28 protein-coding genes are annotated in these 22,634 nt (G+C 67.0%); 16 read left to right on the forward strand and 12 right to left on the reverse strand.

Annotated features, from left to right (window positions below; genetic code table 11):
- Positions 1-22: 22 nt before the first annotated feature.
- Together mnmE and C8J26_RS00925 are read right to left on the reverse strand one after the other, a co-directional pair.
- Complete coding sequence (gene mnmE / locus C8J26_RS00920) at positions 23-1,300, reverse strand: tRNA uridine-5-carboxymethylaminomethyl(34) synthesis GTPase MnmE (RefSeq protein WP_107956372.1); 1,278 nt, start codon at positions 1,298-1,300, stop codon at positions 23-25.
- Positions 1,301-1,307: 7 nt separating this feature from the next.
- Entirely contained in the window at positions 1,308-1,541 is a 234-nt protein-coding gene (locus C8J26_RS00925) for a DUF6489 family protein (RefSeq protein WP_056419235.1), read from the reverse strand.
- Positions 1,542-1,555: 14 nt separating this feature from the next.
- Between C8J26_RS00925 and C8J26_RS00930 the strand changes: the two genes are divergently transcribed.
- Positions 1,556-2,071 (forward strand): methylated-DNA--[protein]-cysteine S-methyltransferase, encoded by a 516-nt coding sequence (locus C8J26_RS00930; protein ID WP_244185101.1) that lies wholly within the window; start codon positions 1,556-1,558, stop codon positions 2,069-2,071.
- Entirely contained in the window at positions 2,068-2,769 is a 702-nt protein-coding gene (locus C8J26_RS00935) for a dienelactone hydrolase family protein (protein ID WP_107956373.1), read from the forward strand. The genes C8J26_RS00930 and C8J26_RS00935 overlap by 4 nt, the downstream gene beginning before the upstream one ends.
- 237 nt (positions 2,770-3,006) lie before the next feature.
- Here the strand turns inward: C8J26_RS00935 and C8J26_RS00940 are convergent, their stop codons facing one another.
- From C8J26_RS00940 to hemE, 4 genes are all read right to left on the reverse strand, one after another.
- Positions 3,007-3,726 (reverse strand): TerC family protein, encoded by a 720-nt coding sequence (locus C8J26_RS00940; protein ID WP_208631326.1) that lies wholly within the window; start codon positions 3,724-3,726, stop codon positions 3,007-3,009.
- A 230-nt stretch (positions 3,727-3,956) separates the two neighbouring features.
- Complete coding sequence (gene rho, locus C8J26_RS00945; protein ID WP_031395107.1) at positions 3,957-5,213, reverse strand: transcription termination factor Rho; 1,257 nt, start codon at positions 5,211-5,213, stop codon at positions 3,957-3,959.
- 273 nt (positions 5,214-5,486) lie between these two features.
- Positions 5,487-5,948 carry a CopD family protein gene (locus C8J26_RS00950; RefSeq protein WP_107956374.1) on the reverse strand — a complete coding sequence of 154 codons (462 nt, stop codon included), beginning with the start codon at positions 5,946-5,948 and terminating at the stop codon, positions 5,487-5,489.
- Positions 5,945-6,994, reverse strand: a complete 1,050-nt coding sequence (hemE, locus tag C8J26_RS00955) for a uroporphyrinogen decarboxylase (protein WP_107956375.1) — start codon at positions 6,992-6,994, stop codon at positions 5,945-5,947. The genes C8J26_RS00950 and hemE overlap by 4 nt, the downstream gene beginning before the upstream one ends.
- 328 nt (positions 6,995-7,322) lie before the next feature.
- On the opposite strand from hemE, the gene C8J26_RS00960 reads away from it, so the two are divergent.
- From C8J26_RS00960 to C8J26_RS01010, 11 genes are all read left to right on the forward strand, one after another.
- Positions 7,323-8,138 carry a pyruvate, water dikinase regulatory protein gene (locus C8J26_RS00960; protein ID WP_056419224.1) on the forward strand — a complete coding sequence of 272 codons (816 nt, stop codon included), beginning with the start codon at positions 7,323-7,325 and terminating at the stop codon, positions 8,136-8,138.
- Positions 8,135-8,725: a Maf family protein gene (locus C8J26_RS00965; RefSeq protein ID WP_107956376.1), complete on the forward strand. Its 591-nt coding sequence runs from the start codon at positions 8,135-8,137 to the stop codon at positions 8,723-8,725. Before C8J26_RS00960 ends, C8J26_RS00965 begins: the two co-directional genes overlap by 4 nt.
- 321 nt (positions 8,726-9,046) lie before the next feature.
- A complete protein-coding gene (locus tag C8J26_RS00970) occupies positions 9,047-9,859 on the forward strand; it encodes a shikimate dehydrogenase family protein (RefSeq protein WP_107956377.1) in 813 nt (270 codons plus the stop codon).
- Positions 9,856-10,431 carry a dephospho-CoA kinase gene (gene coaE / locus C8J26_RS00975; protein WP_107956378.1) on the forward strand — a complete coding sequence of 192 codons (576 nt, stop codon included), beginning with the start codon at positions 9,856-9,858 and terminating at the stop codon, positions 10,429-10,431. The genes C8J26_RS00970 and coaE overlap by 4 nt, the downstream gene beginning before the upstream one ends.
- 15 nt (positions 10,432-10,446) lie before the next feature.
- On the forward strand, positions 10,447-11,139 hold the full coding sequence (gene dnaQ / locus C8J26_RS00980; protein WP_107956996.1) for a DNA polymerase III subunit epsilon: 693 nt from the start codon (positions 10,447-10,449) through the stop codon (positions 11,137-11,139).
- A gap of 61 nt (positions 11,140-11,200) precedes the next feature.
- On the forward strand, positions 11,201-11,806 hold the full coding sequence (gene hpf / locus C8J26_RS00985) for a ribosome hibernation-promoting factor, HPF/YfiA family (protein WP_107956997.1): 606 nt from the start codon (positions 11,201-11,203) through the stop codon (positions 11,804-11,806).
- 101 nt (positions 11,807-11,907) lie between these two features.
- Positions 11,908-12,375 (forward strand): PTS sugar transporter subunit IIA, encoded by a 468-nt coding sequence (locus C8J26_RS00990; protein WP_107956998.1) that lies wholly within the window; start codon positions 11,908-11,910, stop codon positions 12,373-12,375.
- Positions 12,365-12,826: a PaaI family thioesterase gene (locus tag C8J26_RS00995; RefSeq protein WP_107956379.1), complete on the forward strand. Its 462-nt coding sequence runs from the start codon at positions 12,365-12,367 to the stop codon at positions 12,824-12,826. The genes C8J26_RS00990 and C8J26_RS00995 overlap by 11 nt, the downstream gene beginning before the upstream one ends.
- Positions 12,823-13,149, forward strand: a complete 327-nt coding sequence (locus C8J26_RS01000; RefSeq protein WP_107956380.1) for a DUF1491 family protein — start codon at positions 12,823-12,825, stop codon at positions 13,147-13,149. The genes C8J26_RS00995 and C8J26_RS01000 overlap by 4 nt, the downstream gene beginning before the upstream one ends.
- Positions 13,150-13,338: 189 nt before the next feature.
- Complete coding sequence (locus tag C8J26_RS01005) at positions 13,339-13,950, forward strand: cell wall hydrolase (RefSeq protein ID WP_244185103.1); 612 nt, start codon at positions 13,339-13,341, stop codon at positions 13,948-13,950.
- 93 nt (positions 13,951-14,043) lie between these two features.
- Positions 14,044-14,553, forward strand: a complete 510-nt coding sequence (locus C8J26_RS01010) for an MmcB family DNA repair protein (protein ID WP_107956382.1) — start codon at positions 14,044-14,046, stop codon at positions 14,551-14,553.
- 62 nt (positions 14,554-14,615) lie between these two features.
- Here C8J26_RS01010 and C8J26_RS01015 read toward each other — a convergent pair whose 3' ends face one another.
- On the reverse strand, positions 14,616-15,221 hold the full coding sequence (locus C8J26_RS01015; RefSeq protein ID WP_107956383.1) for an ankyrin repeat domain-containing protein: 606 nt from the start codon (positions 15,219-15,221) through the stop codon (positions 14,616-14,618).
- A gap of 79 nt (positions 15,222-15,300) precedes the next feature.
- Between C8J26_RS01015 and C8J26_RS01020 the strand changes: the two genes are divergently transcribed.
- From C8J26_RS01020 to C8J26_RS01030, 3 genes are read left to right on the forward strand one after another with little or no spacing between them, the layout of a single operon-like run.
- Complete coding sequence (locus C8J26_RS01020) at positions 15,301-15,882, forward strand: SCO family protein (RefSeq protein ID WP_056419712.1); 582 nt, start codon at positions 15,301-15,303, stop codon at positions 15,880-15,882.
- On the forward strand, positions 15,879-16,313 hold the full coding sequence (locus tag C8J26_RS01025; RefSeq protein ID WP_398457037.1) for a YcgN family cysteine cluster protein: 435 nt from the start codon (positions 15,879-15,881) through the stop codon (positions 16,311-16,313). The genes C8J26_RS01020 and C8J26_RS01025 overlap by 4 nt, the downstream gene beginning before the upstream one ends.
- Before the next feature lie 15 nt (positions 16,314-16,328).
- Positions 16,329-17,003: a M48 family metallopeptidase gene (locus C8J26_RS01030; protein WP_107956384.1), complete on the forward strand. Its 675-nt coding sequence runs from the start codon at positions 16,329-16,331 to the stop codon at positions 17,001-17,003.
- Here C8J26_RS01030 and C8J26_RS01035 read toward each other — a convergent pair.
- Genes C8J26_RS01035 through C8J26_RS01055 form a run of 5 tightly spaced genes read right to left on the reverse strand, consistent with a single transcriptional unit; the run spans position 16,979 to position 22,520 of the window.
- Complete coding sequence (locus tag C8J26_RS01035; RefSeq protein ID WP_107956385.1) at positions 16,979-19,165, reverse strand: transglycosylase domain-containing protein; 2,187 nt, start codon at positions 19,163-19,165, stop codon at positions 16,979-16,981. The genes C8J26_RS01030 and C8J26_RS01035 overlap by 25 nt on opposite strands.
- Positions 19,166-19,210: 45 nt before the next feature.
- Complete coding sequence (msrB, locus tag C8J26_RS01040) at positions 19,211-19,621, reverse strand: peptide-methionine (R)-S-oxide reductase MsrB (RefSeq protein WP_056419196.1); 411 nt, start codon at positions 19,619-19,621, stop codon at positions 19,211-19,213.
- A gap of 54 nt (positions 19,622-19,675) precedes the next feature.
- Positions 19,676-20,764, reverse strand: coding sequence for an NAD(P)/FAD-dependent oxidoreductase (locus C8J26_RS01045; protein WP_107956386.1), 1,089 nt, complete (start codon positions 20,762-20,764; stop codon positions 19,676-19,678).
- Positions 20,743-21,423 (reverse strand): methyltransferase domain-containing protein, encoded by a 681-nt coding sequence (locus C8J26_RS01050; RefSeq protein WP_107956387.1) that lies wholly within the window; start codon positions 21,421-21,423, stop codon positions 20,743-20,745. Before C8J26_RS01050 ends, C8J26_RS01045 begins: the two co-directional genes overlap by 22 nt.
- Complete coding sequence (locus tag C8J26_RS01055) at positions 21,420-22,520, reverse strand: type III polyketide synthase (RefSeq protein WP_107956388.1); 1,101 nt, start codon at positions 22,518-22,520, stop codon at positions 21,420-21,422. The genes C8J26_RS01050 and C8J26_RS01055 overlap by 4 nt, the downstream gene beginning before the upstream one ends.
- Positions 22,521-22,634: the final 114 nt, after the last annotated feature.

Consider the following 22,634-nt stretch of genomic DNA (forward strand, 5'->3'; position numbering starts at 1 on the left):
CAAAGATGTTCCACGTGGAACATCACTTGCCGATGCAGAATCGCCCGAACAGCGCGTCGAGCATCTCCCCCGTCGCGTCGAGGCCGAGCACGCCGGCGAGGATTGCGCGCGCCTGACGGAGGTGCTCGGCGACGATAAGCGCATCCGAGCCGGGATAGCGCAGCGCATCGACCGCAAGGCGGCATTGCCGCCGCTGGTGCGCCTTGAGCGCGATCGCGTCGCTGCGCGGGAGCATCGCCGCCGCGCGGGCATGCAGGGCCGCCCATAGCCGATCAAGCGACCCGCGATCGGTCTGCGCTATGGCGAACGCGCGGCCCGGCGGGATCGCGCCCCGCCCCGGCAGGTCGGCGCGCGCGTGGATCCAGATCGCGTCCGAGCGCGGCGGTGGCGTGTCGGCCAGCCAGAGGACGATGTCCGCGGCGGCCAATGCATCCTCGGCGCGCGTCACGCCAATCGCCTCGATCGGGTCCTGCGTGTCGATCAGCCCCGCGGTATCGGTCAGCACATAGGCGACGCCGTCGCGGGTCACGGGCAGTTCGATCCGGTCGCGCGTCGTCCCCGAGATCGGCGAGACGATCGCCGCGTCGCGCTCGCCAAGCAGATTGAGCAAGGTCGACTTGCCGCTATTGGGCGGGCCACCGATCACGACACGCAGCCCGTCCTTGAGCCGCTCGACCGGTGGGGCGGCGACCACCGTTTCGATCTCGGTGGCGAGCGCCTCCACCCCGGCGACGATCGCATCGAACGCCGCGCTGTCGCTGGCAACATCGTCCTCGTCGGCAAAGTCGAGCATCGCCTCGATGTGCGCGGACAGCATCGCAACCGAGTCCATCCACCCGCGCACCGCCTGGCTCACCCGCCCTTCCGCCGCGGTCATCGCCGCGACGCGCTGCCCCTCGGTTTCGGCTTCGAGCAGGTCTGCGAGGCCCTCGGCTTCGGTGAGGTCGATGCGGCCGTTGGTGAGCGCTCGGCGGGTGAACTCGCCGGGTTCGGCGGGACGAAGCCCGGCGACCGCGGACAAGGCCAGCTCGACCGCGGCGATCACCGCCCGACCGCCATGGCAGTGGAACTCGACGAGATCCTCGCCGGTCGCGGTATTGGGGCCCGGGAAGACGATGACCAGCGCGCGGTCGAGCAACGCGCCCCCCGCATCGCGCAAGCCCCGCAGGCTCGCATGACGCGGCGCGGGCAGCGGCCCCGCCAGCGCCTGCGCCGCGGCGAACGCGTGTGGGCCGCTCACCCGGACGACAGCGATCGCCGCGGGCGGGCGCCCGCTCGATACCGCAAAGATCGTTTTCACGGGAAACTCAGCTGCTTTTCGTCGCGGTGTCGAACATGCGTTTCCACATCGCCATCCCCGCCTCGCCCATCGGCTGCCACCCGCGCATCATCGATTCGAGCATCTCGGGCTTCATCTGGCCGTCGGGGATCGCGTCCATCATCATCGCGACATAGCGGTCATGGATCGGCGTCAGATCGGGCAGCCCGACCGCGCGGCGCGCCTCTTCCGGGGTACATTCAATCTCGATATTCATCTTCATGTGCGACACCCCCGATGACGCTTGAGCGGCCGATCGGGGCGCTGCATAGCAAGGCCATGTATGCGCGCGATGCCGCCTCGATCGCAACGCCAATCGGGCTGGTCCGCGTGACCGGCACCGCGGACCGGATCGACTCGATTGCGATACTGGCGGGCGGCGATGCGGTCGCGACCGATGCGCCGGCGATCCGCGAGGCGCTGCGACAGATCGAGGCGTATTTCGCAAGGCGGCTGACGGCATTCGATCTGCCGCTCGCCCCCTCGCCTACCGACCGCGGCGCGGTCCTCCGCCAGGGGATCGTCGACATCGGCTACGGCCAGACCGCGAGCTACGGCGCGCTCGCCAAGTCGATCCGGTCGAGCCCGCGCGCGATCGGCCAGGCGTGCGCGCGCAATCCGTTTCCGATCATCGTCCCCTGCCACCGAATTCTGGGAGCCGGGGGCAGGCTTGGTGCGTATTCCGCGGGCAACGGCCCCATCACGAAATCCAGGCTGCTCGACCACGAACGGCCGCAAGGAGGATTGCTATGACGAACACCACCACTATCCCGACGCTCGCCGGCGATGGCGACTTCACCGCGTATCGCGCGACCCCGGCCGGGACGCCCAAGGCCGCGATCGTCGTGATCCAGGAGATCTTTGGCGTTAACGCCGGCATCCGCCGCAAGTGCGACACGCTCGCCGAGGCGGGCTATCTGGCGATCGCGCCCGACCTGTTCTGGCGGCTGGAGCCCGGCATCGAACTCGATCCCGACATCAAGCCCGAGTTCGACCGCGCGCTCGAACTGATGGGCCAGTTCGACCAGGACAAGGGTATTGCCGATATCGAGGCGAGCATTCGCGCCGTCCGGAGCGAACTCGGTGACGGTGCTAAGGTCGGCGTGGTCGGCTACTGCCTCGGCGGTCGTCTCGCGTTCATGACCGCGGCGCGCACCGACGTCGATGCGAGCGTCGGCTATTACGGCGTCGGGATCGACGGGCTACTCGGTGAGAAGAACGCGATCGCGCATCCGGTGCTGCTCCACGTGCCGGAGGAGGATCACTTCGTCGACAAGGATGCGCAGGCCGCGATGCACGCCGGGCTCGACGATCACCCCAAGGTCACGATCTACGATTATGCGGGCGAGGATCACGGCTTCGCCACCGAGTTCGGCGAGCGCCGGTCGGATACGTCGGCGAAGCTGGCGGACGAGCGGACGGCGGAGTTCTTTGCCGAGCATCTGGGCTAAGGGCCCCCCTCACCGCAACTGTCGTCATTCCCGCGGAGGCGGGAATCCATACTGGCTGGCGTCGCTTAAAAATCGCCGCCCTTTGAGGATATGGATCCCCGCCTGCGCGGGGATGACGATGGTGGGGTTTGTGTCGGAGCGCACAATACCCGGCATGACGACCAAGCGACGGACATGAAAAAGGCCTCGCCGGACGATCCCGGCGAGGCCTTTTTTGCTATCTCAAGAATGGCGTGATTAGCCGAGCAACGAGATGATCCCGAGCGTCTCGCCGGTACCGACCCAGCCTTCGTAGATCATCTTCACCGCGACCACGAGAATCACCACCAGGCCGATATAGGCGATCCAGCGATACCGGTTGATGACGCGCGCGATGTAGTTCGCCGCCAGACCCATCATCGCGACCGACAGCAACAGGCCGATCACGAGGATGCCCGGATGCTCACGCGCCGCACCCGCGACCGCAAGCACGTTGTCGAGGCTCATCGACACGTCGGCGACCGCGACCGCCCAGGCGGCGCTGGCAAAGCCCTTCGACGACTTGATCCCCGAGCGCTCGTCGCCCTCGATCTCTTCCGACCCGGCATTCTCCGCGCCCTCGCGGATTTCGCGCCAGAACTTCCAGCTGACCCACAGCAACAGCAAGCCGCCCGCGAAAATCAGCCCGACGATGCCCATCAGCCACGTCACGATCAGCGCGAAGAAGATGCGCAGGACGAGCGCCGCGCCGATGCCGATCAGGATGACCTTCTTGCGCTGGTCGGCGGGAAGCCCCGCGGCGAGTGCGCCGACGACGATCGCATTGTCGCCTGCGAGGACGAGGTCGATCATCAGGACCGATCCGAACGCGGCCAGCGCCTTGGGATCGCCGAGGTTGGAGAAGTCGGCGACGATGTGCTGCCAGATCTCCAGCGGCGAGCCGGGTCCGGCGACTCCCGATGCGGCGGTGGCCAGCATGGCGATGATACTCAAGATGTCAGCTCCCGGTGACGGGCCACCGCCGGTGCGCGGGGGTGGCGGATTTCGAAGGGTTTAATAGCAAAGCGGCACGCGAAAGCCATTGCTCTCGCGTGCCGCCTGGTCGGTCTTTTGGGCGGACATGGGCAAAGCCCATGTCGTCGGTCGGAGCTTCGCCCCGCCGGCCGAACCGGTGCGGCCTGCTGCAGCTTGCAGCAGGCCGCACTCGGTTACTGATTCATGCTGTCGAAGAAATTCTCGTTGGTCTTCGAATCCTTCATCTTGTCGAGCAGGAACTCCATCGCGTCGATCGTGCCCATCTGCATCAGGATGCGACGCAGGACCCACATCTTGGAAAGCTTGGCCTTGTCGACCAGCAGCTCTTCCTTGCGCGTGCCTGACTTGCCGACGTCGAGCGCCGGGAAGATGCGCTTGTCCGCGACCTTGCGATCGAGCACGATTTCCGAGTTGCCGGTGCCCTTGAACTCCTCGAAGATCACCTCGTCCATGCGGCTGCCCGTATCGATCAGCGCGGTGGCGATGATCGAGAGCGAACCGCCCTCCTCGATGTTGCGTGCGGCACCGAAGAAGCGCTTCGGACGCTGGAGCGCATTCGCATCGACACCGCCCGTCAGGACCTTGCCCGACGACGGCACGACGGTGTTGTACGCACGCCCCAGACGCGTGATCGAGTCGAGCAGGATCACCACGTCCTTCTTGTGCTCGACCAGGCGCTTGGCCTTTTCGATCACCATCTCGGCGACCTGTACGTGGCGCTGTGCGGGTTCGTCGAACGTCGAGCTGACGACCTCGCCCTTCACGCTGCGCTGCATGTCGGTGACTTCCTCGGGGCGCTCGTCGATCAGCAGGACGATCAGGAACACCTCGGGGTGATTGTCGGTGATCGCCTTGGCCATGTTCTGCAACATGACCGTCTTGCCGACACGCGGCGGGGCGACGATCAGCGTGCGCTGGCCCTTGCCCTGCGGGCTGACGATGTCGATCACGCGCGCCGACTTGTCCTTGACGGTCGGGTCGGCGGGATCGAGCGTCAGCTTGCTCTCCGGGTAGAGCGGCGTGAGATTGTCGAAATTGACGCGGTGGCGGACGACGTCGGGATCGTCGAAATTGACGGCCGTGAGCTTCACCAGCGAGAAATAGCGTTCGCCATCCTTCGGCCCGCGAATCTCGCCCTCGACCGTGTCACCGGTGCGCAGGCCGAACTTCCGCACCTGGTTCGGCGAGATGTAGATGTCGTCGGGCCCGGCGAGATAGTTGCTCTCGGGCGAGCGCAGGAAGCCGAAGCCGTCGGGCAGCACTTCGATTGTGCCGAGCCCCATGATCTGGTCGCCATTGTCCGCCTGCACCTTCAGGATCGCGAACAACAGGTCCTGCTTGCGCAGCGTCGAGGCGCTCTCGACCCCCAATTCCTCGGCCAGCTGGACCAGCTCGGCAGGCTTCTTTTTCTTCAGGTCTTTGAGATGCATGGGGATTTCCGGATAGCGATCAACGGGAACAGGTTCGGTCTGCGCGTGCGCTGGAAAGCGGAACTGGGCGAGCCGAACAGGCAGGACCACACGACCGGGCAGGACGCCAGGAGGCCGTGCTGAAAATCGGGGTAGAATTGAGGGGGCGGTTAGTCAAGCGGGAGTGCGCGTCCACCCTCGGCCGTCATCCTGGGCTCGACCCAGGATCCAGAGCCACACGCGGTGTCCTCCGCCGCTCTGGATCCTGGATCACGTCCAGGATGACGTGGAGAATCAGAACGGCTTCACGATCGCCAGCACGACGATCAGCGTCACCGCCAGCGCAGGCACCTCGTTGAGCATCCGCAGCTGCTTGCCCGTCAGCGTGGGCTTCCCCGCCGCGAGCTTCTTGGCATAGCCGACCGTCCAGCCGTGATAGCCCGACAGCGCCAGCACCAGCAGCAGCTTGAGGTGCAGCCACCCCAGCCCCGGCGCGCCATCCGCCAGCCCGAGGTTCAGCGCCAGCGCGATCCCGAGCACCCAGACAACGATCATCGCCGGCGTCAGGATGATGTGGCGAATCTTGCCCTCGCGCTCGACCCAGTTTGCCGCCTCGGCCGCGTTGCCGGCCGCCAGCGCTTCCTGATGGTAGACGAGGTAGCGCGGCAGCATGAACAGCCCCGCCATCCAGAAGATCACGAAGATCAGGTGCGCGGCCTTCACCCAGTCATAGGCCGCCCCGAGAAAACCGCTCATGTCGTGCTCCTGACGCGGGCGATGAGCTGCTCGACATGCGCGATCGGCGTGTCGGGCAGGATACCGTGGCCCAGATTGAAGACGTGCGGCCGATCGACGAACGCCGCGAGGATCCGGTCGATCGCCGCATCGAGATCCGCGCCGCCCGCGATCAACGCGAGCGGATCGAGATTGCCCTGCACGGGCATGTCGGCAGGCAGCGAGGCATGCGCCCAGACCGGATCGACCGTCTCGTCGAGCCCGATCGCATCGACGCCGGTCTCGCGCGCATAGGCGGGAAGCTTGCCCCCTGCCCCCTTTGGAAAGCCGATCACCGGCACGCCGGGGCAGCGCGCATGGAGGCGATCGACGATCGACGCGGTCGGCGCGATCACCCAGCGTTCGAACTGCGCGGGCGAGAGCGATCCCGACCAGCTGTCGAACAGCTGCACCACATCGACGCCCGCCTCGATCTGCCGCGCGAGATATTCGACCGTATTGTCCGCGATCGCATCGATGATCGCGCCGAACGCGGCCGGATCGGCATAGGCGAAACGCCGCGTCTCGGACTGGTCCTTGGACCCCTTGCCCGCCACCATATAGGTCGCGACCGTCCAGGGAGAGCCCGCAAAGCCCAGGAACGTCGTCTCGGGCGGCAATGCCGCGGCGACCTTGGCGACGGTGCCGTAGACCGGCTCCAGCCGCCCCATGACCGGCTGCAACCGATCGAGCGCATGATCGACCAGCGCGGGTTCGAGCCGCGGCCCCTCGCCCACCCCGAAGCTGAGATCCTGACCGAGCGCCCAGGGGATCATCAATATGTCCGAGAACAGGATCGAGCCGTCGAACCCGAACCGGCGGATCGGCTGGAGCGTCACCTCGGCCGCGGCGTCGGGATCGGTCGCCAGCGCAAGGAATCCCCCCTTCTCGGCCCGGAGCGCGCGATATTCGGGGAGATAGCGCCCCGCCTGCCGCATGAGCCACAGCGGCGGGACGGCCTGACGCTCCCCGCGAAGAGTCGCCAGGAGGGGCTTGGTGGCGGGCGAATTGGAGGTCGGATTGGTCAGCGGAGCACCCTTCTTCTACTATAAGAAGATTCAAGAAATAGGTTGTTGCAGTGGTTGGGCGGTTGAACCCGGGACTTATGCGGTGATCCCGGAATTGCCAACAGCTTGACCCCCGCGCACCGCGACAAACGCGCTGATTCGATTCAAGGCTCCCCATTACCCACAGCCTGTGGATAAAATCCGGCCCTGTGCGCGAGCGTGTGGATAGAATCGCTGTTATCCACGGCGCCACGGTCGCTTGGCGAGGGCAGCGAGTTACGCTAGCCGTTTTCCCCATGTTATCCACAGATTCACACCCACGGACCCGCCCGCTGGGGATAAAACGCCCATGATGCGGCTCCATCTGCATTTGTTGTCGGATTCGACCGGCGAGACGCTGGAGAACATCGCTAAGGCGGCGCTGGCGCAATATGATGACGTCGAGACCGTCCGCCATTTCTGGCCGATGGTGCGGACCGAGGCGCATCTCGAGCGGATCCTGCAGGAGATTGCGCAGAACCCCGGGCTGGTCGTGTTCACATTGGTGAACCCCGCGACGCGGCGGATCCTCGAGCAGCGGTGCCTGGCCCTGGGGCTTCCCGCGGTAGCCCCGCTCGACCCGGTCAACGACGCTCTTTCCGGGTTGCTGGGGCAGCAGGCAAAGGCGCGGCCGGGTCGCCAGCACGTCCTCGACGCGGCCTATTTCGCGCGTGTCGATGCGATCCAGTGGACGATCGCGCATGACGACGGGATCGCGTGGGAGGAATGGGAGGAGGCCGATATCGTGCTCGCGGGCGTGTCGCGCTCGTCGAAGACGCCGACCTCGATCTATCTCGCCAACCGTGGCTACAAGACCGCGAACATCCCGATCGTGGTCGAGAGCCCGCCGCCAAAGATCCTCTATGCGCTCCGCCGGCCGCTGATCGTCGGGCTGACGACGAGTGCCGACCGGCTGATCCAGGTACGGCGCAACCGGTTGCTGTCGCTCCACCAGGCGCCCGATACCTCCTATGTCGAGGAGGAGGCGGTGATGCGCGAGCTCGCCTTTGCGCGGCGGATGTTCGCGGACAATGGCTGGCCGGTAATCGACGTCACGCGGCGGTCGATCGAGGAAACCGCGGCGGCGATCATCGCGCTGTGCAACCAGCGGCAGATCGAAGCATGAGCCTGATCCTGGCCTCGCAAAGTGCCTCGCGCCGGGCCATGCTGACCGCGGCGGGGGTGGCGTTCGACGCGACCTTTGCGGGCGTCGACGAGGATGCGGCCAAGGCGGCACTGCGCGACCTGTCGCCGCGCGATCTCGCCGATGCGCTGGCCGAGCTGAAGGCCCTCAAGGTGTCCGCGCGGATGCCGGGGCAGCTCGTGCTCGGCAGCGACTCGCTGGTCGCGCTCGAGGACGGCACGATCCTCGACAAGCCCACTGACCGTGACGACGCGGCGGCGCATCTACGTCTGATGTCCGGCAAACGGCACGATCTGTGGAGCGCGGCGGTGATCGCGGAGAATGGCCAGGCGATCTGGCGGCATGTCGAGCGCGCGAAGATGCACGTCCGCCCGCTGTCCGAGGCGTTCATCGAGACGTATCTGGAGGCGGAATGGCCGGCGATTGCGGGCTGCGTCGGCTGCTATCGGATAGAGGGGCCTGGGGCGCAGCTGTTCGCCAGGATCGAGGGGAGCCAGTTTACGGTGCTGGGGATGCCGTTGCTGAACGTGCTCGATTTTTTGCGCGTGCGCGGCGAGTTGCCGGCGTAATCTTCTCCCTTCTCAATTTTCACTTCCCCATGCCCCGCACCCGCACCCGCACCCGCACCCGCACCCGCACCCGCACCCGCACTTACACCGCCTGCCACATTCACCGTCACCCCAGCGGAAGCTGGGGTATCTCACGAGGCAGACGACGCCCGCCAAACGGGAAGATCCCAGCTTTCGCTGGGATGACGGGGTGGAGGGGAACGGCGTGGGGGGATGACGGCGCGGACGGAGCAAATGCAGCCCCGTGGCAATTCCACCGCGGTAGACTAAACCGTCTTCCAGACTGGATCCCCGCCGTCGCGGGGACACACGGAGCCTTGCATGACCCGACCCTATGCCGAAGTGATCGGCGATCCGATCGCGCAGTCGAAATCGCCGCTGATCCACGGATTCTGGCTCAAGGCGCTCGGGATCGACGCCGACTATCGTCACAAGCTCGTCACCGCCGACGATCTCCCCGCCTATTTCGCCGATCGCAAGGCGGACCCGGACTGGCGCGGGTGCAACATCACGATGCCGCACAAGCTCGCCGCGCTCGACCACGTATCCGACCCCGGCGACGTCCGCGGGTCGATCGGCGCGATCAACACCGTGTTCCGCAACCAGGCGGGCGACTGCATCGGCACCAACACCGATGCCGCCGGATTCTGGGCGCCGATCGACGATCTCGACATCGCCGGCCAGCCGGTAACGGTGATCGGCGCGGGCGGCGCGGCGCGTGCGATCCTGTTCGCGCTGTCGCGGATGGGCGTCGGCCCCGTGACGATCCTCAACCGCAATCCGCTCAAGGGCGCGGCGTTGCTGTCGAGCTTCGGATTGAAGGGTCAGGCGCTGCCGATTGGTCCCGCCGCCCCGCCCTCGCGGCTTCTCGTCAATGCGAGCGTGCTCGGCATGGCGGGCCAGCCTGCGCTCGAGATCGACCTTGGCGCGCTCGAGCCAGACTCGCTCGTGTACGACATCGTCTATTCGCCGCTAGAGACAGACCTGCTCAAGGCGGCGCGTGCGCGCGATCTGGAAACCGTCGACGGGCTGGAGATGCTGATCGGCCAAGCTGCGGTCGCGTTCGAGATATTGTTCCACGTGGAACCACCGCGCGATCGCGATGACGATCTCCGGGCGTTGCTGGTCAAATGATCATCGGCCTCACCGGATCGATCGGGATGGGCAAGTCCGCCGTCGCCGCGATGTTCGCCGACGAAGCCATCCCGGTGTTCGACGCCGACGCGGCGGTGCACCGGTTGCAGGGGGTCGGCGGTCGACTGGTGGCGCCGATCGAGGCCGCCTTCCCCGGCACGACCGCAGACGGCGCGGTCGATCGCGCGAAGCTTGGCGCGGCGGTGTTCGGCGACGATGCCGCGATCGAGCGACTCGAAGCGATCGTCCACCCGGCGGTCGGCGAAGAGCGCGCCGCGTTCCTGGCAAGGCATGCCGGCAAGCGAGTCGTGTTCGACGTCCCTCTCCTTTTCGAAACCGGTGGAGACCAGCGAGTCGACGTGATCGTCGTCGTCTCCGCCGCGCCCGACGTCCAGCGCGCGCGCGTCCTGGCGCGTCCCGGCATGACCGCGGAGAAATTCGCGGCGATCCTCGCCCGCCAGACCCCCGATGCCGAGAAACGCGCGCGCGCGGATCATGTCATCCATACCGATACGAGCTTCGACGAAACGCGGGCGCAGGTTCGCGCGGTGCTTGCGTCCTTGGAAATCTGAGCCGATACCATGGCGATGCGCGAGATCGTCTTCGACACCGAAACCACCGGCCTCAGTTTTTCCGGTGGCGACCGCATGGTCGAGATCGGCTGCGTCGAGATGCTCAACCGGGTCGAGACCGGGCGCACCTTTCACGCTTATTATCATCCCGAACGCGACATGCCGGTCGAGGCGTTCAACGTCCACGGGCTCAGTCAGGCGTTCCTGTCCGACAAGCCGCGATTCGGTGATGCGGTCGAGGAGCTGCTCGAATTCGTCGGCGACTCGCCGATGATCGCGCACAATGCCGGCTTCGATTTCTCGTTCCTCAACGGCGAGCTGACCAAGTGCGGCCGCCCGATCGTTCACATGCAGCGGATGGTGGACACGCTTCAGATTGCGCGCAGCCGTCATCCGGGCGCCAAGCACTCGCTCGACGCGCTGTGCTCGCGTTTCGGAATCGATCGCAGCCACCGCGTCCTCCACGGTGCGCTGCTCGACGCGCAGCTGCTCGCGCAGGTTTATGTCGAGCTGATGGGCGGTCGCCAGATCGGCCTCGGGCTGCTCAGCAACACTGGCAGCAGCGCTTCGACTCCGGTCGTCGCACAGGCGCCTCGGGTCGTTCGCCCGCCGCGGGTTTTCGTGGCGAGCGAGGGAGACCTTGCGGCGCATGCGGCGTTTATGAAGGGGATCAAGGATCCGATTTGGGGGGCCGTGGCGTCCGGATGACGCCGGCAGGGTGGAGCCAACAGGACCGCCCGAAGACAGTAACGTCGACAAGGAGACGAACATGGATATCCGGATTTCTGGTCATCAGGTTGACACTGGCGAAGCGCTGAACAGCCATGTGGAAGACCGACTCCAGGGTATCGCCGACAAGTATTTCGCGCGCGCCATCTCGGCCGAGGTCACGTTCGGCAAGGGGCCGCACGACGCCGGCTTCAAATGCGATATCGTCGCGCATGTGATGAAGGGCCTCGTGCTCAAGGGGCATTCGGACGCCTATGATGCCCGCGCCGCGTTTGACGGTGCCGCTGCCAAGATCGAGACCCAGCTCCGCCGCTACATGCGTCGCCTGAAGGATCGCCACGCCGGCGAAGCGGTCGCGATGGCCGAGAGCAACGGCTACGACAATGCCGGCTACACGCTGTTCCAGGAAAGCATCGAGGAGGACGATGTCGCGGACGCACCGCTGATCATCGCCGAGACGCGTGTCGACATCCCCGAGGCGACGGTGTCCGATGCGGTGATGATGCTCGATCTGCGCAACACCGCCGCATTGCTGTTCATGAATGCGGGTACCGGCGCGCACAACATGGTCTATCGCCGCGGTGACGGCACGATCGGCTGGGTCGAGCCACAGCGCGCCGCGGCGTCTTCCGCTACGACGCAATAAGAAGCGTCCAATACGGCGTCCGTCTCTCGGCTGCGCCTTTACGCCCCCGTGCAACCCGCTAAGGCGGACCTGCGCGGGGGCGCCTTGAGACAATGTACAGCATGACCGATTTCAGTGATATGCTGCGTCCCGACGCAGTGCAGACGGGCGTTGTCGCCGCGACGAAGAAGGCGGTGTTCCAGCATATCGCGACGATGGCCGCCGAAACCGTCGATGCGGACGTCAAGACGATCAACGAGCGACTGACCGCCCGCGAGAAGCTCGGCTCGACCGGGTTTGGCGGCGGCGTCGCGATCCCGCATGCCAAGCTGGACGGGCTGGCACAGGTGACGGGCGTCTTCGTCCGGTTGGCGCAGCCGGTGGATTTCCAGGCGGTCGACGATTTGCCGGTCGATCTCGTCTTCATGCTGCTCTCCCCTACCGATGCGGGGGCGGTCCATTTGAAGGCGCTTGCGCGCGTTTCGCGGCGGCTGCGCGACAAGGCGTTTCTCGAAAAACTGCGCGGGGCGGGTTCGCCCGATGCGCTCTACGCGCTGTTCACCGCCGACGAGGTGCGCGATGCCGCCTGAGTCGGCTGGCGCAGAGGCGCATTTTCGCGCGCTGGAATCGCTCTACGCGCAGGCGCCGATCAATCGCTTCTTCGAATCCTCGCTCGAAATCCCCGAAGCGGGTGTCGCGCGGATTCATTTCACGATCGACGAACGCCATTATCACGCGGGTGGCGCCGCGCATGGGACGAGCTATTTCAAGATGCTCGACGATGCGGCGTTCTACGCGTCGAACAGCCTCGTCACCGATCGTTTCCTGCTGACGACCGCGTTCAACCTCCTGCTCACGCGGCCGCTGAAGGTCGGACCGGTGATCGCCGAGGGCCGCTGGATCAGCGGCAAACGGCGCGTGTTCGTCGCGGATGCGCGGCTAATCGATGCGGACGGCGAGGAGGCCGCGCGCGGCACGGGGACTTTCATGCGCTCGCGGATCACGCTCGCCGGCCTGCCCGGATACCGCGCGCCGGCATGAGCGGCCGGCTGCCCAGCGGCGTGCTCGTCAGCGCCCTCCTTCGCCGAGTCAACGACGCCGGCGGCTTTGGCGCGGTGATGGCGAAAGGCGATCCGCAAGGGGGCGCGATCCTGGTCATCGCGGTCGACAAAGGGGCCCCTCCCCGCCTGCTGGAACGCGGGCTCGGGCCCGATGGGCGGACGGTGATGATCGACTCGACTCCGGCCGAGGACCCCGACGGCTATTGGCGGCGGCGGCGCGCACGCGACCCCGATCTGTGGGTCATCGAGGTGGACATCGCAGCGGCGGAACGGTTCGCCGCTGAAACGATCCTCGACGATTGACTCGAAAGCCCCCCCAATAGAGGGGGATTCCAACATTGAATGGCGTTGTGCTGGGCCGGGTGCGATCCGGATCAGTTACGCAGTCGGGGGGATGCTCGGACGATCGGCTTGTACGATCGCTTTCGTGGTTCAACCGCATCTGAATAAGTTTGAATGACGATTCTTCAGCGGGCTGCGACGATCGCAGTCATGACCTTCTCTCTCGCCGGCTTGCTCGGCAACAGCGCTCCCGGCAAGGCAACCGGTCTCGATCGCTCGACCACCAATCTCACTGCTCTTGCTAATCTAAACGCCCTCTCCCCGCAGAATGTTCCGCAGATCGCTCCAGTCGCAACCCCCGTTGCTGCCGTCGAGCCCGTCGCCACGAACGCTGCCACGGCCGAAGCCGAAGAATTCGACACGCTCGCCCAGGCCGTCGCCGCGCAGGACAGCGCCGCCGCCGACGATGCGCTCCAGTGCCTTGCCGGCGCGATCTATTTCGAATCCAAGGGTGAGCCGCTGACCGGCCAGCTCGCCGTCGCCGAAGTCATCATCAACCGCGCCAAGTCGGGTCGTTTCCCCGCCGACGTCTGCGCCGTCGTCAAGCAGCGCGGCCAGTTCAGCTTCGTCCGCGGTGGCCAGATCCCCACGATCAACGCCGGCACCGCCTATCGCACCGCGATCGCGGTCGCCAAGGTCGCGCTCGCAGACGCCTGGAACAGCCCAGCCGAGAAGGCGCTGTACTTCAACACCGCCGATCGCCGTCCTTCGGTTCGCGCGGTCAAGGTCGCCTCGATCGGCAACCACGTCTTCTATCGCTGAGCGCGTAACACTCTCGGGCGATCCGTCGCCACCAGCGATACCACAATCCGTGAATGAGCTTGCCTCGTTCGCGGATTGTTCTATTTCCGGGCTATGCTCGACATGCCACCGGACTCCTGCATCGACAAACCGGGATCACCCCCCGATGCCATGATGTGCGCCGCTGACGTGGCGCGCGGCGTGATCCGGATGCTGCTGCGCCACGACCTTGTAGCGATGACCGAAGTACCGCTTGATGGCGGCCGTCGCGCCGACCTCATGGCGGTCGATGCGCGCGGGCAGATCGTGATCGTCGAGATCAAGGTCTCGCGCGCGGACCTGCTCGGCGACGGGAAATGGCCCGACTATCTCGCCCATTGCGACCGGTATTTCTGGGCGGTGCCGGCGGGGTTCGACACCGCGCCGCTGCACGGCCCCGTGTTCCTGCCCGAGCGGACCGGGATCATCGTCGCGGACCGCTATGATGCGGCGATCGTGCGCGAGGCGCATACCACCCCCCTGCCCGCGCATGTCCGCAAGCGCGGGACGCTGGCCTTTGCGCGGCGCGCCGCACGGCGGTTGATCGCACAGATCGACCCCGATGCGGATGGGTTGGCGTTCTGAGCACGCCCGTCATCCTGACGAAAGTCAGGATGACGGATGAGGGATTCGTGGCGAGTGCCCGTTCAGAACTTCGGCCCCGAGACCGCCTTCTTCACCTTCTTCGGCGCATCGGCGAGCAGCTTGGTCACGACCGGGTTGCGGCCGTCCTGCTTGGCATAGTCGCGCGCGGACATGCCCGCCATGATATCCGCCTGGTCGGGATCGGCGCCCTCGGTCAGCAACACCCGGATCATGCCGACGTCGCGCCGCTGCACCGCGCGGATCAGCGGCGTTTCGCCCGCCGAATTGGCAAGGTTCGGGTTCGCGCCCGCGGCGGTCAGGATCGGGATCATGCCCGTCTGGCCCAGCGTCACCGCCAGCAGCAACGGGGTGTTGCCCTTGCCGTCGCGCAGGTTCGCGTCGGCGCCCTTCTGCAACAGGAACCGCAGATACACCTCGTCGCTGCGCTTGATGACGATGTGGAGCGCGCCCTCGCCGCTGGTGACGTCGCGCGTGTTGATGATGTTGCTGCCCGGGCGGCCGAGCATCTCGAGCACGTCGTTGTTCTTGGCATCGCGCACCGCGGACAGGAACTTGTACCCCTCCGACTGGCCTTGCGCGAAGGATGGCGTGGCGACGCCCAGCGCCGGCGTGAGAATGGCGGCGGCGAGCATCAGGCGAATACGCATCGAGAGACTTCCTTGGTTCGTCCTGGATATAGGCCGACGCTTGCGCCGCAGTAGCGAACAGATCAAGGCTGGCGGCATCATGACCATGCGTTTCATCCTTTTCAGCGCCCTTGCCCTAACGGCGTGCAATGCCTCCGCACCGCCCGCAAAACCCCCGCTCGAAGGCGCCCGGATCGGCGGGGCCTTCGCGCTGACGGACCAGAATGGCCAGGCCGTCACCGAGCGGAGTTTCGCCGGCAAATACCGGATCATGTATTTCGGCTACACCTTCTGTCCCGATGTGTGTCCGACGGATGTCCAGGCGATCGGCGCCGCGGTGAAAACGCTCGAGTCGAGCGACCCCGTACTGGCGGCGAAGATCGTCCCGGTGTTCGTAACGGTCGATCCGGCACGCGATACGCCGGCGGTGCTCAAGCAGTTCGTCTCGGCCTTCCACCCGCGTATGGTCGGGCTGACCGGCACCGATGCGCAGATCGCCCGGATCAAGACCGACTATGCGGTCTATTCGAGCAAGGGCGATGCGTCGCCGGGCGGCGGCTACCTCGTAAACCACTCCCGCCAAGCCTATCTGATGGACCCGGACGGCAAGCCCCTCGCTTTGCTGCCGCAGGAAAAAGGGCCCGATGCCGTGGCGACAGAGATCAAGCGCTGGGCCCGGTGAGCGCACGCTTCTGGGAAGATACGCCGATCGAGCAACTCGATCGCGGCCAATGGGAGGCCTTGTGCGACGGCTGCGGCAAATGCTGCATCCACAAGCTCGAGGATGAGGAAACCGGCGAACTCGTCGCGACCAATGTCTCGTGCCGCCTGCTCGACCGGCGCAGCGGGCAATGCTCCGATTACCGGCACCGGCACGCCTATGTGCCCGAATGCGTGCGGCTGACGACCGGCAACGTCCACGGGATCGACTGGCTGCCCTCGACCTGCGCCTACCGCCTGCGCGCCGCGGGCGAGCAGCTGCCCGAATGGCATTACCTGGTCTGCGGCGACCGCGAGGCGGTCCACCGCGCCAAGCAGTCCGTGCGCGGCTGGACCGTCAGCGAGGACGAGGCCGGCGAGCTCGAATATCACGTGATCGACCGCGAACTGTAAGCCGGTGCGCGCACGATGATTGAGGGTCTGGAGATCGTCCGTCACCCCCGTGCGCGTCGCGCGCGTCTGTCGATCGATCCCGCGAGCGGCCGCGCGCGGCTCGTGCTGCCCAAGCGGGCGGCGCTGAAGCAGGCGCTGGCCTGGGCGGAGGACAAGGCCGACTGGATCGCCGAACAGCGCGCGTTGCTGCCCCTGCCCCGCCCGTTCGAGCCCGGTGCGGTACTGACCGTCGCCGACGAGGCGCTGACAATCGCATGGGAACCAGGGAGCCGCCGGACGGTCGTCCGCGATGGCGCGGTCCTGTCGCTGTCGGGGCCGCCCGAAACGATTTCCCGTCGCGTCGAGGCCTGGCTGAAACGCACCGCGCTGGCCGTCCTGGAAACCGAAACCGCCGAATATGCCGCCAAGGCCAAGGTAACCGTCGCACAGGTCGCGGTCGGCGACGCCAAGGGCCGCTGGGGCAGCTGCGCCTCGAGCGGGGTCATCCGCTATAGCTGGCGGCTGATCCTGGCGCCGAGCTGGGTCCGCCGCGCCACCGTCGCGCACGAAGTCGCACACCGGGTCCACATGAACCACGCGCCGGTGTTCCACGCACTGGTCGAGCAGCTGTACGGCGAAGACCCGACCCCCGCGCGCGTCTGGCTACGCACGCACGGCGCAGGGCTTCACTGGTTCGGGCGGTCTTCCTGATCCCGGTCGCTCTGGAAGCGCTGAGTCTGGACCTGGTCGCGCGGCACGTCGCGCTGGAGTGGCTGCCGCCCCGCGGGTGACGGCTCGCGCCGTTCGCGCCCGGTGACACGGTCGATCCAATCCTGGTTCATCTGCTGCGGCGGTGCCACGGGCGGCGCCGGAGTCTCGGGCTGATCCGCATCGGGCCGCGCCAGCGTGTCGCCGGTCTGCGAGTCGGTCGGAACGGGCACGCCGTCCTGCGCGATCGGGTTGCCATCCGCATCGACCGCCATCTGGCCATTGTCGGGCTGGCCAAAATAGCTCTCCTCGTCGGGTTCGAGCTGCCATTCGGGCAACGTCACCTGCGTATCGAACTGTTCGATCGGACGGCTGGCGGTCGCGGGCTTCATGAACGCCGCCCAGGCCTTGGCCGGCGCGGTGCCGCCGTGCAACCCGGCGATCGGCCTGGCATCGTCGCGACCCATCCACACGCCGGTGGTGATGCCGCTGGAGAAGCCCAGGAACCAGCCGTCCTTCGATGCGCTGGTCGTCCCCGTCTTGCCCGCGACGGGGCGGCCGATCTGCGCGGCGCGACCGGTGCCGGTGTTGACCGCGGTCTGCAGCAGATCGGTCATCTCCGCGGCGACATAGGGCGCGACGAGCACATGGCTGCGGTCGACCTCATGCGTGTAGATCGTCTGGCCATTGGCCGTCACGCGCGTGATTCCATAGGGCGTGACCGCGACGCCCTTGTTGGCGACCGAGGCGAAGGCACGCGTCATGTCGATCACGCGCACTTCCGAGGTGCCGAGCACCATCGACGGATGCGTATTGACCGGCGTCGTGATCCCGAACCGCCGCGCCATGTCCGCGACCGTGGTGAAGCCGACCTCCTGGCCCAGCTTGGCGGCCACGGTGTTGAGCGAATAGGCGAACGCGGTGCGCAGCGAGACGGCACCGGAATTGCGCCTGGAATCGTTGCGCGGGCTCCAGCCGCTGATCGTGACGGGCTCGTCGACGATCGAATCCGCGGGCTTGTGGCCCGCCTCGAGCGCGGCAAGGTACACGAACAGCTTGAACGACGAGCCCGGCTGGCGGACCGCCTGCGTCGCGCGGTTGTAGATCGACGAGACGTAATCCTTGCCGCCGACCATCGCGCGCACTTCGCCGCCCCGATCGAGCGCGACTAGCGCGCCCTGCGCGCCCGGTGGCGCATTGGCGCGGATCGCCTCGTCCGCCTGGCGCTGCATCGTCAGGTCGAGCGTCGTCCAGACCTCGAGCGGCTCGGTCGTCTCGTCGATCAGCGTATCGAGCTGCGGCAACGCCCAGTCGGTGAAGTAGCGGACGCTGTTCTGCTTGGGTTCGGGCGCGAGCTTGAGGCCCGATATATCGGCATCGGCCGCCTGCGATGCGGTGATCGCCCCCGTCTCGCGCATCGTCTCCAGCACCACGCCCGCGCGGCCCATCGCGGCCTCGGCATCGGCGGTCGGCGAGTAGTTGGACGGCGCCTTGACGAGGCCTGCGATGACCGCGGCCTCGGCCAGGCTCAGATGATCTGCGCCGTGACCGAAGAATTTGCGGCTCGCGGCGTCGATCCCGTACGCGCCGCCGCCATAATAGACCTTGTTGAGATAGAGTTCGAGGATCTGGTCCTTGGTGAACTTCCACTCCAGCGCGAACGCCAGGATGCCCTCGCGGAACTTGCGGCCGAACTTCTTCTGGTTGTTGAGGAAGACGGTGCGCGCAAGCTGCTGCGTGATCGTCGATCCACCTTGCGTCCAGTGGCCGCGATCATAGCGCACCTTCACCGACCGCGCGACGCCGACCGGGTCGATGCCGATATGCGAGCGGAAGCGGCGATCCTCGACCGAGACGGTCGCGTCGCGCATCACCTGGGGGATCTGGCTGTACGGCAGCCATTCGCCGAAGCTCGGCCCCATCGACACGATCACCGTGCCGTCGGCGGCATGGACTCGGATCATCTGGCCGTTCGGCGAGGATTTCAGGCTGTCGAAGCTCGGCAGCTGCGACATCGCGACATAGACCGCGATCGCCAGTGCACCGAGTGCGAGCACCCCGATCCCGACACAGAGCTGAAGGGTGACGACCAGCCGCCGCCGCCAGCGTGACGCCGGTGGAGTGGGGGGCCGACGGGACGGGGAAGCAGAACGCGTACGAGCCATGTAGCTCGCGGAATTACGCGCTATGCCCCCGCCCTACAAGCGGCATCAAGCCGCGGCGTTTGCTTTGCGCGGCCGGAATTCGAGCGACAGCGAATTCATGCAGTAACGCTGCCCGGTCGGTGGCGGGCCGTCGGGGAAGACATGCCCCATATGGCTGTCGCAGCGCGCGCACCGCGTCTCGATCCGCGTCATGCCATGGCTGCGATCCGCGTGATCGGTGACCGCATCGGGGCCGATCGGCTGCGTGAAGCTCGGCCAGCCCGAGCCCGAATCATATTTGTCCGCGCTGTCGAACAGTTCGTTCGAGCACGCCGCGCACCGGTAGATGCCATCGGCCTTGTTGTCGTTCAGCGCGCCGGCAAACGCGCGTTCGGTGCCCGCCTCGCGCAGCACGTGATATTGTTCGGGGGTGAGTCGCTTGCGCCACTCGGCTTCGGAAAGATTGAGCTGATCCATGGGTTTGAATCTCGTGCTGGCGGGACGGATTTCAAGATGCCGGGAGGGCGAAGGTCAGGTCTGGCCGATCCGCGTTGCATTGGCGATGATCTGGATCAAGCCAGGGCGCAAAAGCGGGAGCAGCCACGCCGCGCGCCTGCTCTCCGCCACCTGCCGGACGGCGCCGGCGATACCGATCGGGCGGGCGAGGCGACGCGCGAAATCCTCCTGCCACCGCTCGGCGGATCCGGGCCCGCCGCGGACATAGGCCTGGGCGGCGGCGACCCCGCTGGCGAGCGCGATGCCCATCCCTTCCCCCGCGAGCGACGGGATGACTCCGGCCTGGTCGCCGAGCCGGAACAGCGCACCCACGCCCACGCGTTGCCGCCAGCCATAGGGGACGTTGGCGATCGCATCGATCGACGCACGTCCGTCGATCAACGCGATCCATTCGCCGAGCGCGGGCATGTCGCGCCCTAGTGCTGCCAGCAGCTGCGCAGGTGATCCGGCAGCCTGCAAGCGCGACCGATGCACCGCGAGGCACAGGTTCGCGGTGCCATCCTCCTGCAAGGCAAGCCCCGCATAGCCGCGATCGAACAGGTGCAATTCGATGCCACCGTCGAGCGCGCGGCGCAGCGCAGGGGAGGGCGCGATCCGGACCCGCAGCCCCAGCGTCGGATCGATACCGCGCGCAGTCTCGGGCCGCGCCATGCCGCGCACGTCCTGCTTGCCGCTCGCGAGGAACAGCGCGTCGGGGGTGAAGGTGGCGCCATCGGCGGTGCGCACCGTCAGGCCGTCAATCTCGCGCACGGTGACGCCGCGCTCGATCGGCGTGCCGAGCCGTGCAGCGTGCGCGAGCATGACGCTGTCGAGGCGGCGTCGCGTGACCGACACCGCGGCATGCGGCAGCGCGGCGTCCGCGCGCCGCGTCCCGGCATAGATGCGCGCGCGGGTCACGCGGGTAGGGTTGAGCATATCGGGATCGATCCCGAGCCCGGCCAGCGTCTCAAGCGTCCGCCAGCTCAGGAACCCGCCGCAGATCGCATCGCCCGTCTCGCGTGAGCGCTCGACGAGCAGATGTGGCAGGCCCGCACGTGCGAGCCCGATCGCCGTCGCGGCCCCGGCGAGCCCGCCGCCAACGATCAGCGCAGGCGTTCGACGCATAACCGGAACGGAAAGACGCGGCGGACGGTCGCGGCGGAAATATCGGCCTCGGCGAGGATCGGCGGCCACTCGTCGGGGCGATAGCTGCGCGCGATCGACAGCGTCCCGTCATGCCGGACGATCGGGTGCCAGCGCGCCAGCGTCGCGAGGATCGGGAAGCCCCAATGCGCAAAACCGTGGCGGTGCAGGTCGTTGACGAACCATCCCGCGCTCGCATGCCGCTCCATGAAGCGCAGGAACGCGACGAGCTGATCGCGGCTCATGTGGTGCGCGACGAGACTGCTGACGATGACGTCCCACGGCTCGTCGGCAAGGTCGGCATAGTCGCCGGTGACGTAGCGGATATCGCCGCCATGCGCGCGCGCCGCCTGTTCGCTGCGCGGGTTGAGATCGACCCCGACGAGCTCCGCCGCGATGCCGCGCGCGGCGGCCCAGCGTGCGATCCGCCGCAGCATGTCGCCATCGCCAAAGCCCACGTCGAGCAGCCGGAAGGTCTTGCGCCCCGCGATCGCCCGCGCGAGGAAATCGAGCGTCGGGCGGCGCGCCATCGTGACGGTGTTCACGCTCGCCAGATCGCCGACCACATCGGCATAGGTCGCGGCGTCGAGATCGTCCGCGTCCATCAGCTCCTCGGCCTGGCTGCGCGTGGCGAGCGTCATGGCGCGCTTCGGAATCCGAAGCCCTCCGCCGCCAGCCCCGGCCCGAACGCCAGCGCGACGCCGTGGCCGATCGGCGGACCCTTGAGCAGCGCCTCGAACACGAACATCAGCGTCGCCGACGACATGTTGCCATTGTCCGCGAGCACTCGGCGCGACGCCGCCAGCGCATCGGGGTTCAGGTGCATCGCATGCTCGACCGCATCGAGGATCGACCGGCCGCCGGCATGCACCGCCCAGCCGTCGATCGATTCGGGCGGCCGGCCATCGCTGACGACCGTGCGAAATGCCGCGTCGGACAGCGCGGCGGCGATTCGCCCGGGCACTTCGCCCGACAGGTGCATCGCGAAGCCCGCGTCGGTGACGTCCCAGCGGATCAGCGTCTCGCTATCGGGCAGCGACGCCGCGAACGGCGCCTCGAGCGCGAACCCGGCTGCATCCGCGGTCACCAACGCAGCAGCGGCGCCATCGCCGAATTGCAGCATCGCCAGCAGCGCCTCGATATCGTTGGCGGGTTGCAGGTGCAGCGTGGAGAGCTCGACCGTCACCACCAGCACGCGCGCGCTCGGCTCGGACCGGACGATGTGCCGCGCGCTGCGCAGCGCGACGATCGCGGCATAGCAGCCCATGAACCCGATCAGCAGCCGCTCGACGCTGGAGGACAGGCCGAGCCGGCGCGCGATGATCTGGTCGATGCCGGGGGCGACGAATCCCGTGCAGCTCGCCACCACCAGATGCGTGATGCCGTCGATCGCGATCCTGTCGCGCAGCGCCGCGATCGCGCGGATCGCGAGCTCGGGTGCGTGCTCGGCATAGAGCGTCATCCGTGCCGCCGTCCCCGGATGCGGCTCGGTCGCGTAGAAGCCGGCATCGTCGACCGGCGACCCGCCGGCCGCGGTCGGCGGCAACACCGACCAGCGATGCGCGATCCCCGACCGCGACGCCATCCGGTCGAAGACCTTGGTCGATCGCGAATCGGTTCGCGCGCGTGCCCAGGCGATGAATGCGGCGTGGATATCGTGATCGGGAACCGCCGTCCCCACGGCATTGAGATAGGCGGGCGGAGCGGCTGGGGAGGGGCTGGGCAGGGGAACAGGCATGGAAGCGGGCACAACGTCCTTTCGTCCGCGTGCGATGACACGCGAGTCGGCTGCTTAACGCATAGCCGATGCATATAGACGTTGCCGCGGCCGACAATCCGCATGCTGCGCTAA

The sequence above is a fragment of the Sphingomonas aurantiaca genome, assembly GCF_003050705.1.
Lineage (GTDB): Bacteria > Pseudomonadota > Alphaproteobacteria > Sphingomonadales > Sphingomonadaceae > Sphingomonas > Sphingomonas aurantiaca.

Bases quoted from the DNA above. Each gene is read 5' to 3' on its own strand.
- dnaQ (WP_107956996.1), top strand. From the start codon at position 10,447: ATGCGCGAGATCGTCTTCGACACCGAAACCACCGGCCTCAGTTTTTCC.
- C8J26_RS01015 (WP_107956383.1), bottom strand. From the start codon at position 15,221: ATGCGTATTCGCCTGATGCTCGCCGCCGCCATTCTCACGCCGGCGCTG.
- C8J26_RS00965 (WP_107956376.1), top strand. From the start codon at position 8,135: ATGAGCCTGATCCTGGCCTCGCAAAGTGCCTCGCGCCGGGCCATGCTG.
- C8J26_RS01010 (WP_107956382.1), top strand. From the start codon at position 14,044: ATGCTCGACATGCCACCGGACTCCTGCATCGACAAACCGGGATCACCC.
- C8J26_RS00970 (WP_107956377.1), top strand. From the start codon at position 9,047: ATGACCCGACCCTATGCCGAAGTGATCGGCGATCCGATCGCGCAGTCG.
- C8J26_RS00990 (WP_107956998.1), top strand. From the start codon at position 11,908: ATGACCGATTTCAGTGATATGCTGCGTCCCGACGCAGTGCAGACGGGC.
- C8J26_RS00925 (WP_056419235.1), bottom strand. From the start codon at position 1,541: ATGAAGATGAATATCGAGATTGAATGTACCCCGGAAGAGGCGCGCCGC.
- C8J26_RS01045 (WP_107956386.1), bottom strand. From the start codon at position 20,764: ATGCGTCGAACGCCTGCGCTGATCGTTGGCGGCGGGCTCGCCGGGGCC.
- C8J26_RS01020 (WP_056419712.1), top strand. From the start codon at position 15,301: ATGACCATGCGTTTCATCCTTTTCAGCGCCCTTGCCCTAACGGCGTGC.
- C8J26_RS01000 (WP_107956380.1), top strand. From the start codon at position 12,823: ATGAGCGGCCGGCTGCCCAGCGGCGTGCTCGTCAGCGCCCTCCTTCGC.
- C8J26_RS00950 (WP_107956374.1), bottom strand. From the start codon at position 5,948: ATGAGCGGTTTTCTCGGGGCGGCCTATGACTGGGTGAAGGCCGCGCAC.
- C8J26_RS00995 (WP_107956379.1), top strand. From the start codon at position 12,365: ATGCCGCCTGAGTCGGCTGGCGCAGAGGCGCATTTTCGCGCGCTGGAA.
- C8J26_RS01035 (WP_107956385.1), bottom strand. From the start codon at position 19,165: ATGGCTCGTACGCGTTCTGCTTCCCCGTCCCGTCGGCCCCCCACTCCA.
- hpf (WP_107956997.1), top strand. From the start codon at position 11,201: ATGGATATCCGGATTTCTGGTCATCAGGTTGACACTGGCGAAGCGCTG.
- C8J26_RS01050 (WP_107956387.1), bottom strand. From the start codon at position 21,423: ATGACGCTCGCCACGCGCAGCCAGGCCGAGGAGCTGATGGACGCGGAC.
- C8J26_RS01005 (WP_244185103.1), top strand. From the start codon at position 13,339: ATGACCTTCTCTCTCGCCGGCTTGCTCGGCAACAGCGCTCCCGGCAAG.
- C8J26_RS00930 (WP_244185101.1), top strand. From the start codon at position 1,556: ATGACGCTTGAGCGGCCGATCGGGGCGCTGCATAGCAAGGCCATGTAT.
- C8J26_RS00935 (WP_107956373.1), top strand. From the start codon at position 2,068: ATGACGAACACCACCACTATCCCGACGCTCGCCGGCGATGGCGACTTC.
- rho (WP_031395107.1), bottom strand. From the start codon at position 5,213: ATGCATCTCAAAGACCTGAAGAAAAAGAAGCCTGCCGAGCTGGTCCAG.
- msrB (WP_056419196.1), bottom strand. From the start codon at position 19,621: ATGGATCAGCTCAATCTTTCCGAAGCCGAGTGGCGCAAGCGACTCACC.
- C8J26_RS01055 (WP_107956388.1), bottom strand. From the start codon at position 22,520: ATGCCTGTTCCCCTGCCCAGCCCCTCCCCAGCCGCTCCGCCCGCCTAT.
- C8J26_RS00940 (WP_208631326.1), bottom strand. From the start codon at position 3,726: ATGCTGGCCACCGCCGCATCGGGAGTCGCCGGACCCGGCTCGCCGCTG.
- C8J26_RS01030 (WP_107956384.1), top strand. From the start codon at position 16,329: ATGATTGAGGGTCTGGAGATCGTCCGTCACCCCCGTGCGCGTCGCGCG.
- coaE (WP_107956378.1), top strand. From the start codon at position 9,856: ATGATCATCGGCCTCACCGGATCGATCGGGATGGGCAAGTCCGCCGTC.
- C8J26_RS00960 (WP_056419224.1), top strand. From the start codon at position 7,323: ATGATGCGGCTCCATCTGCATTTGTTGTCGGATTCGACCGGCGAGACG.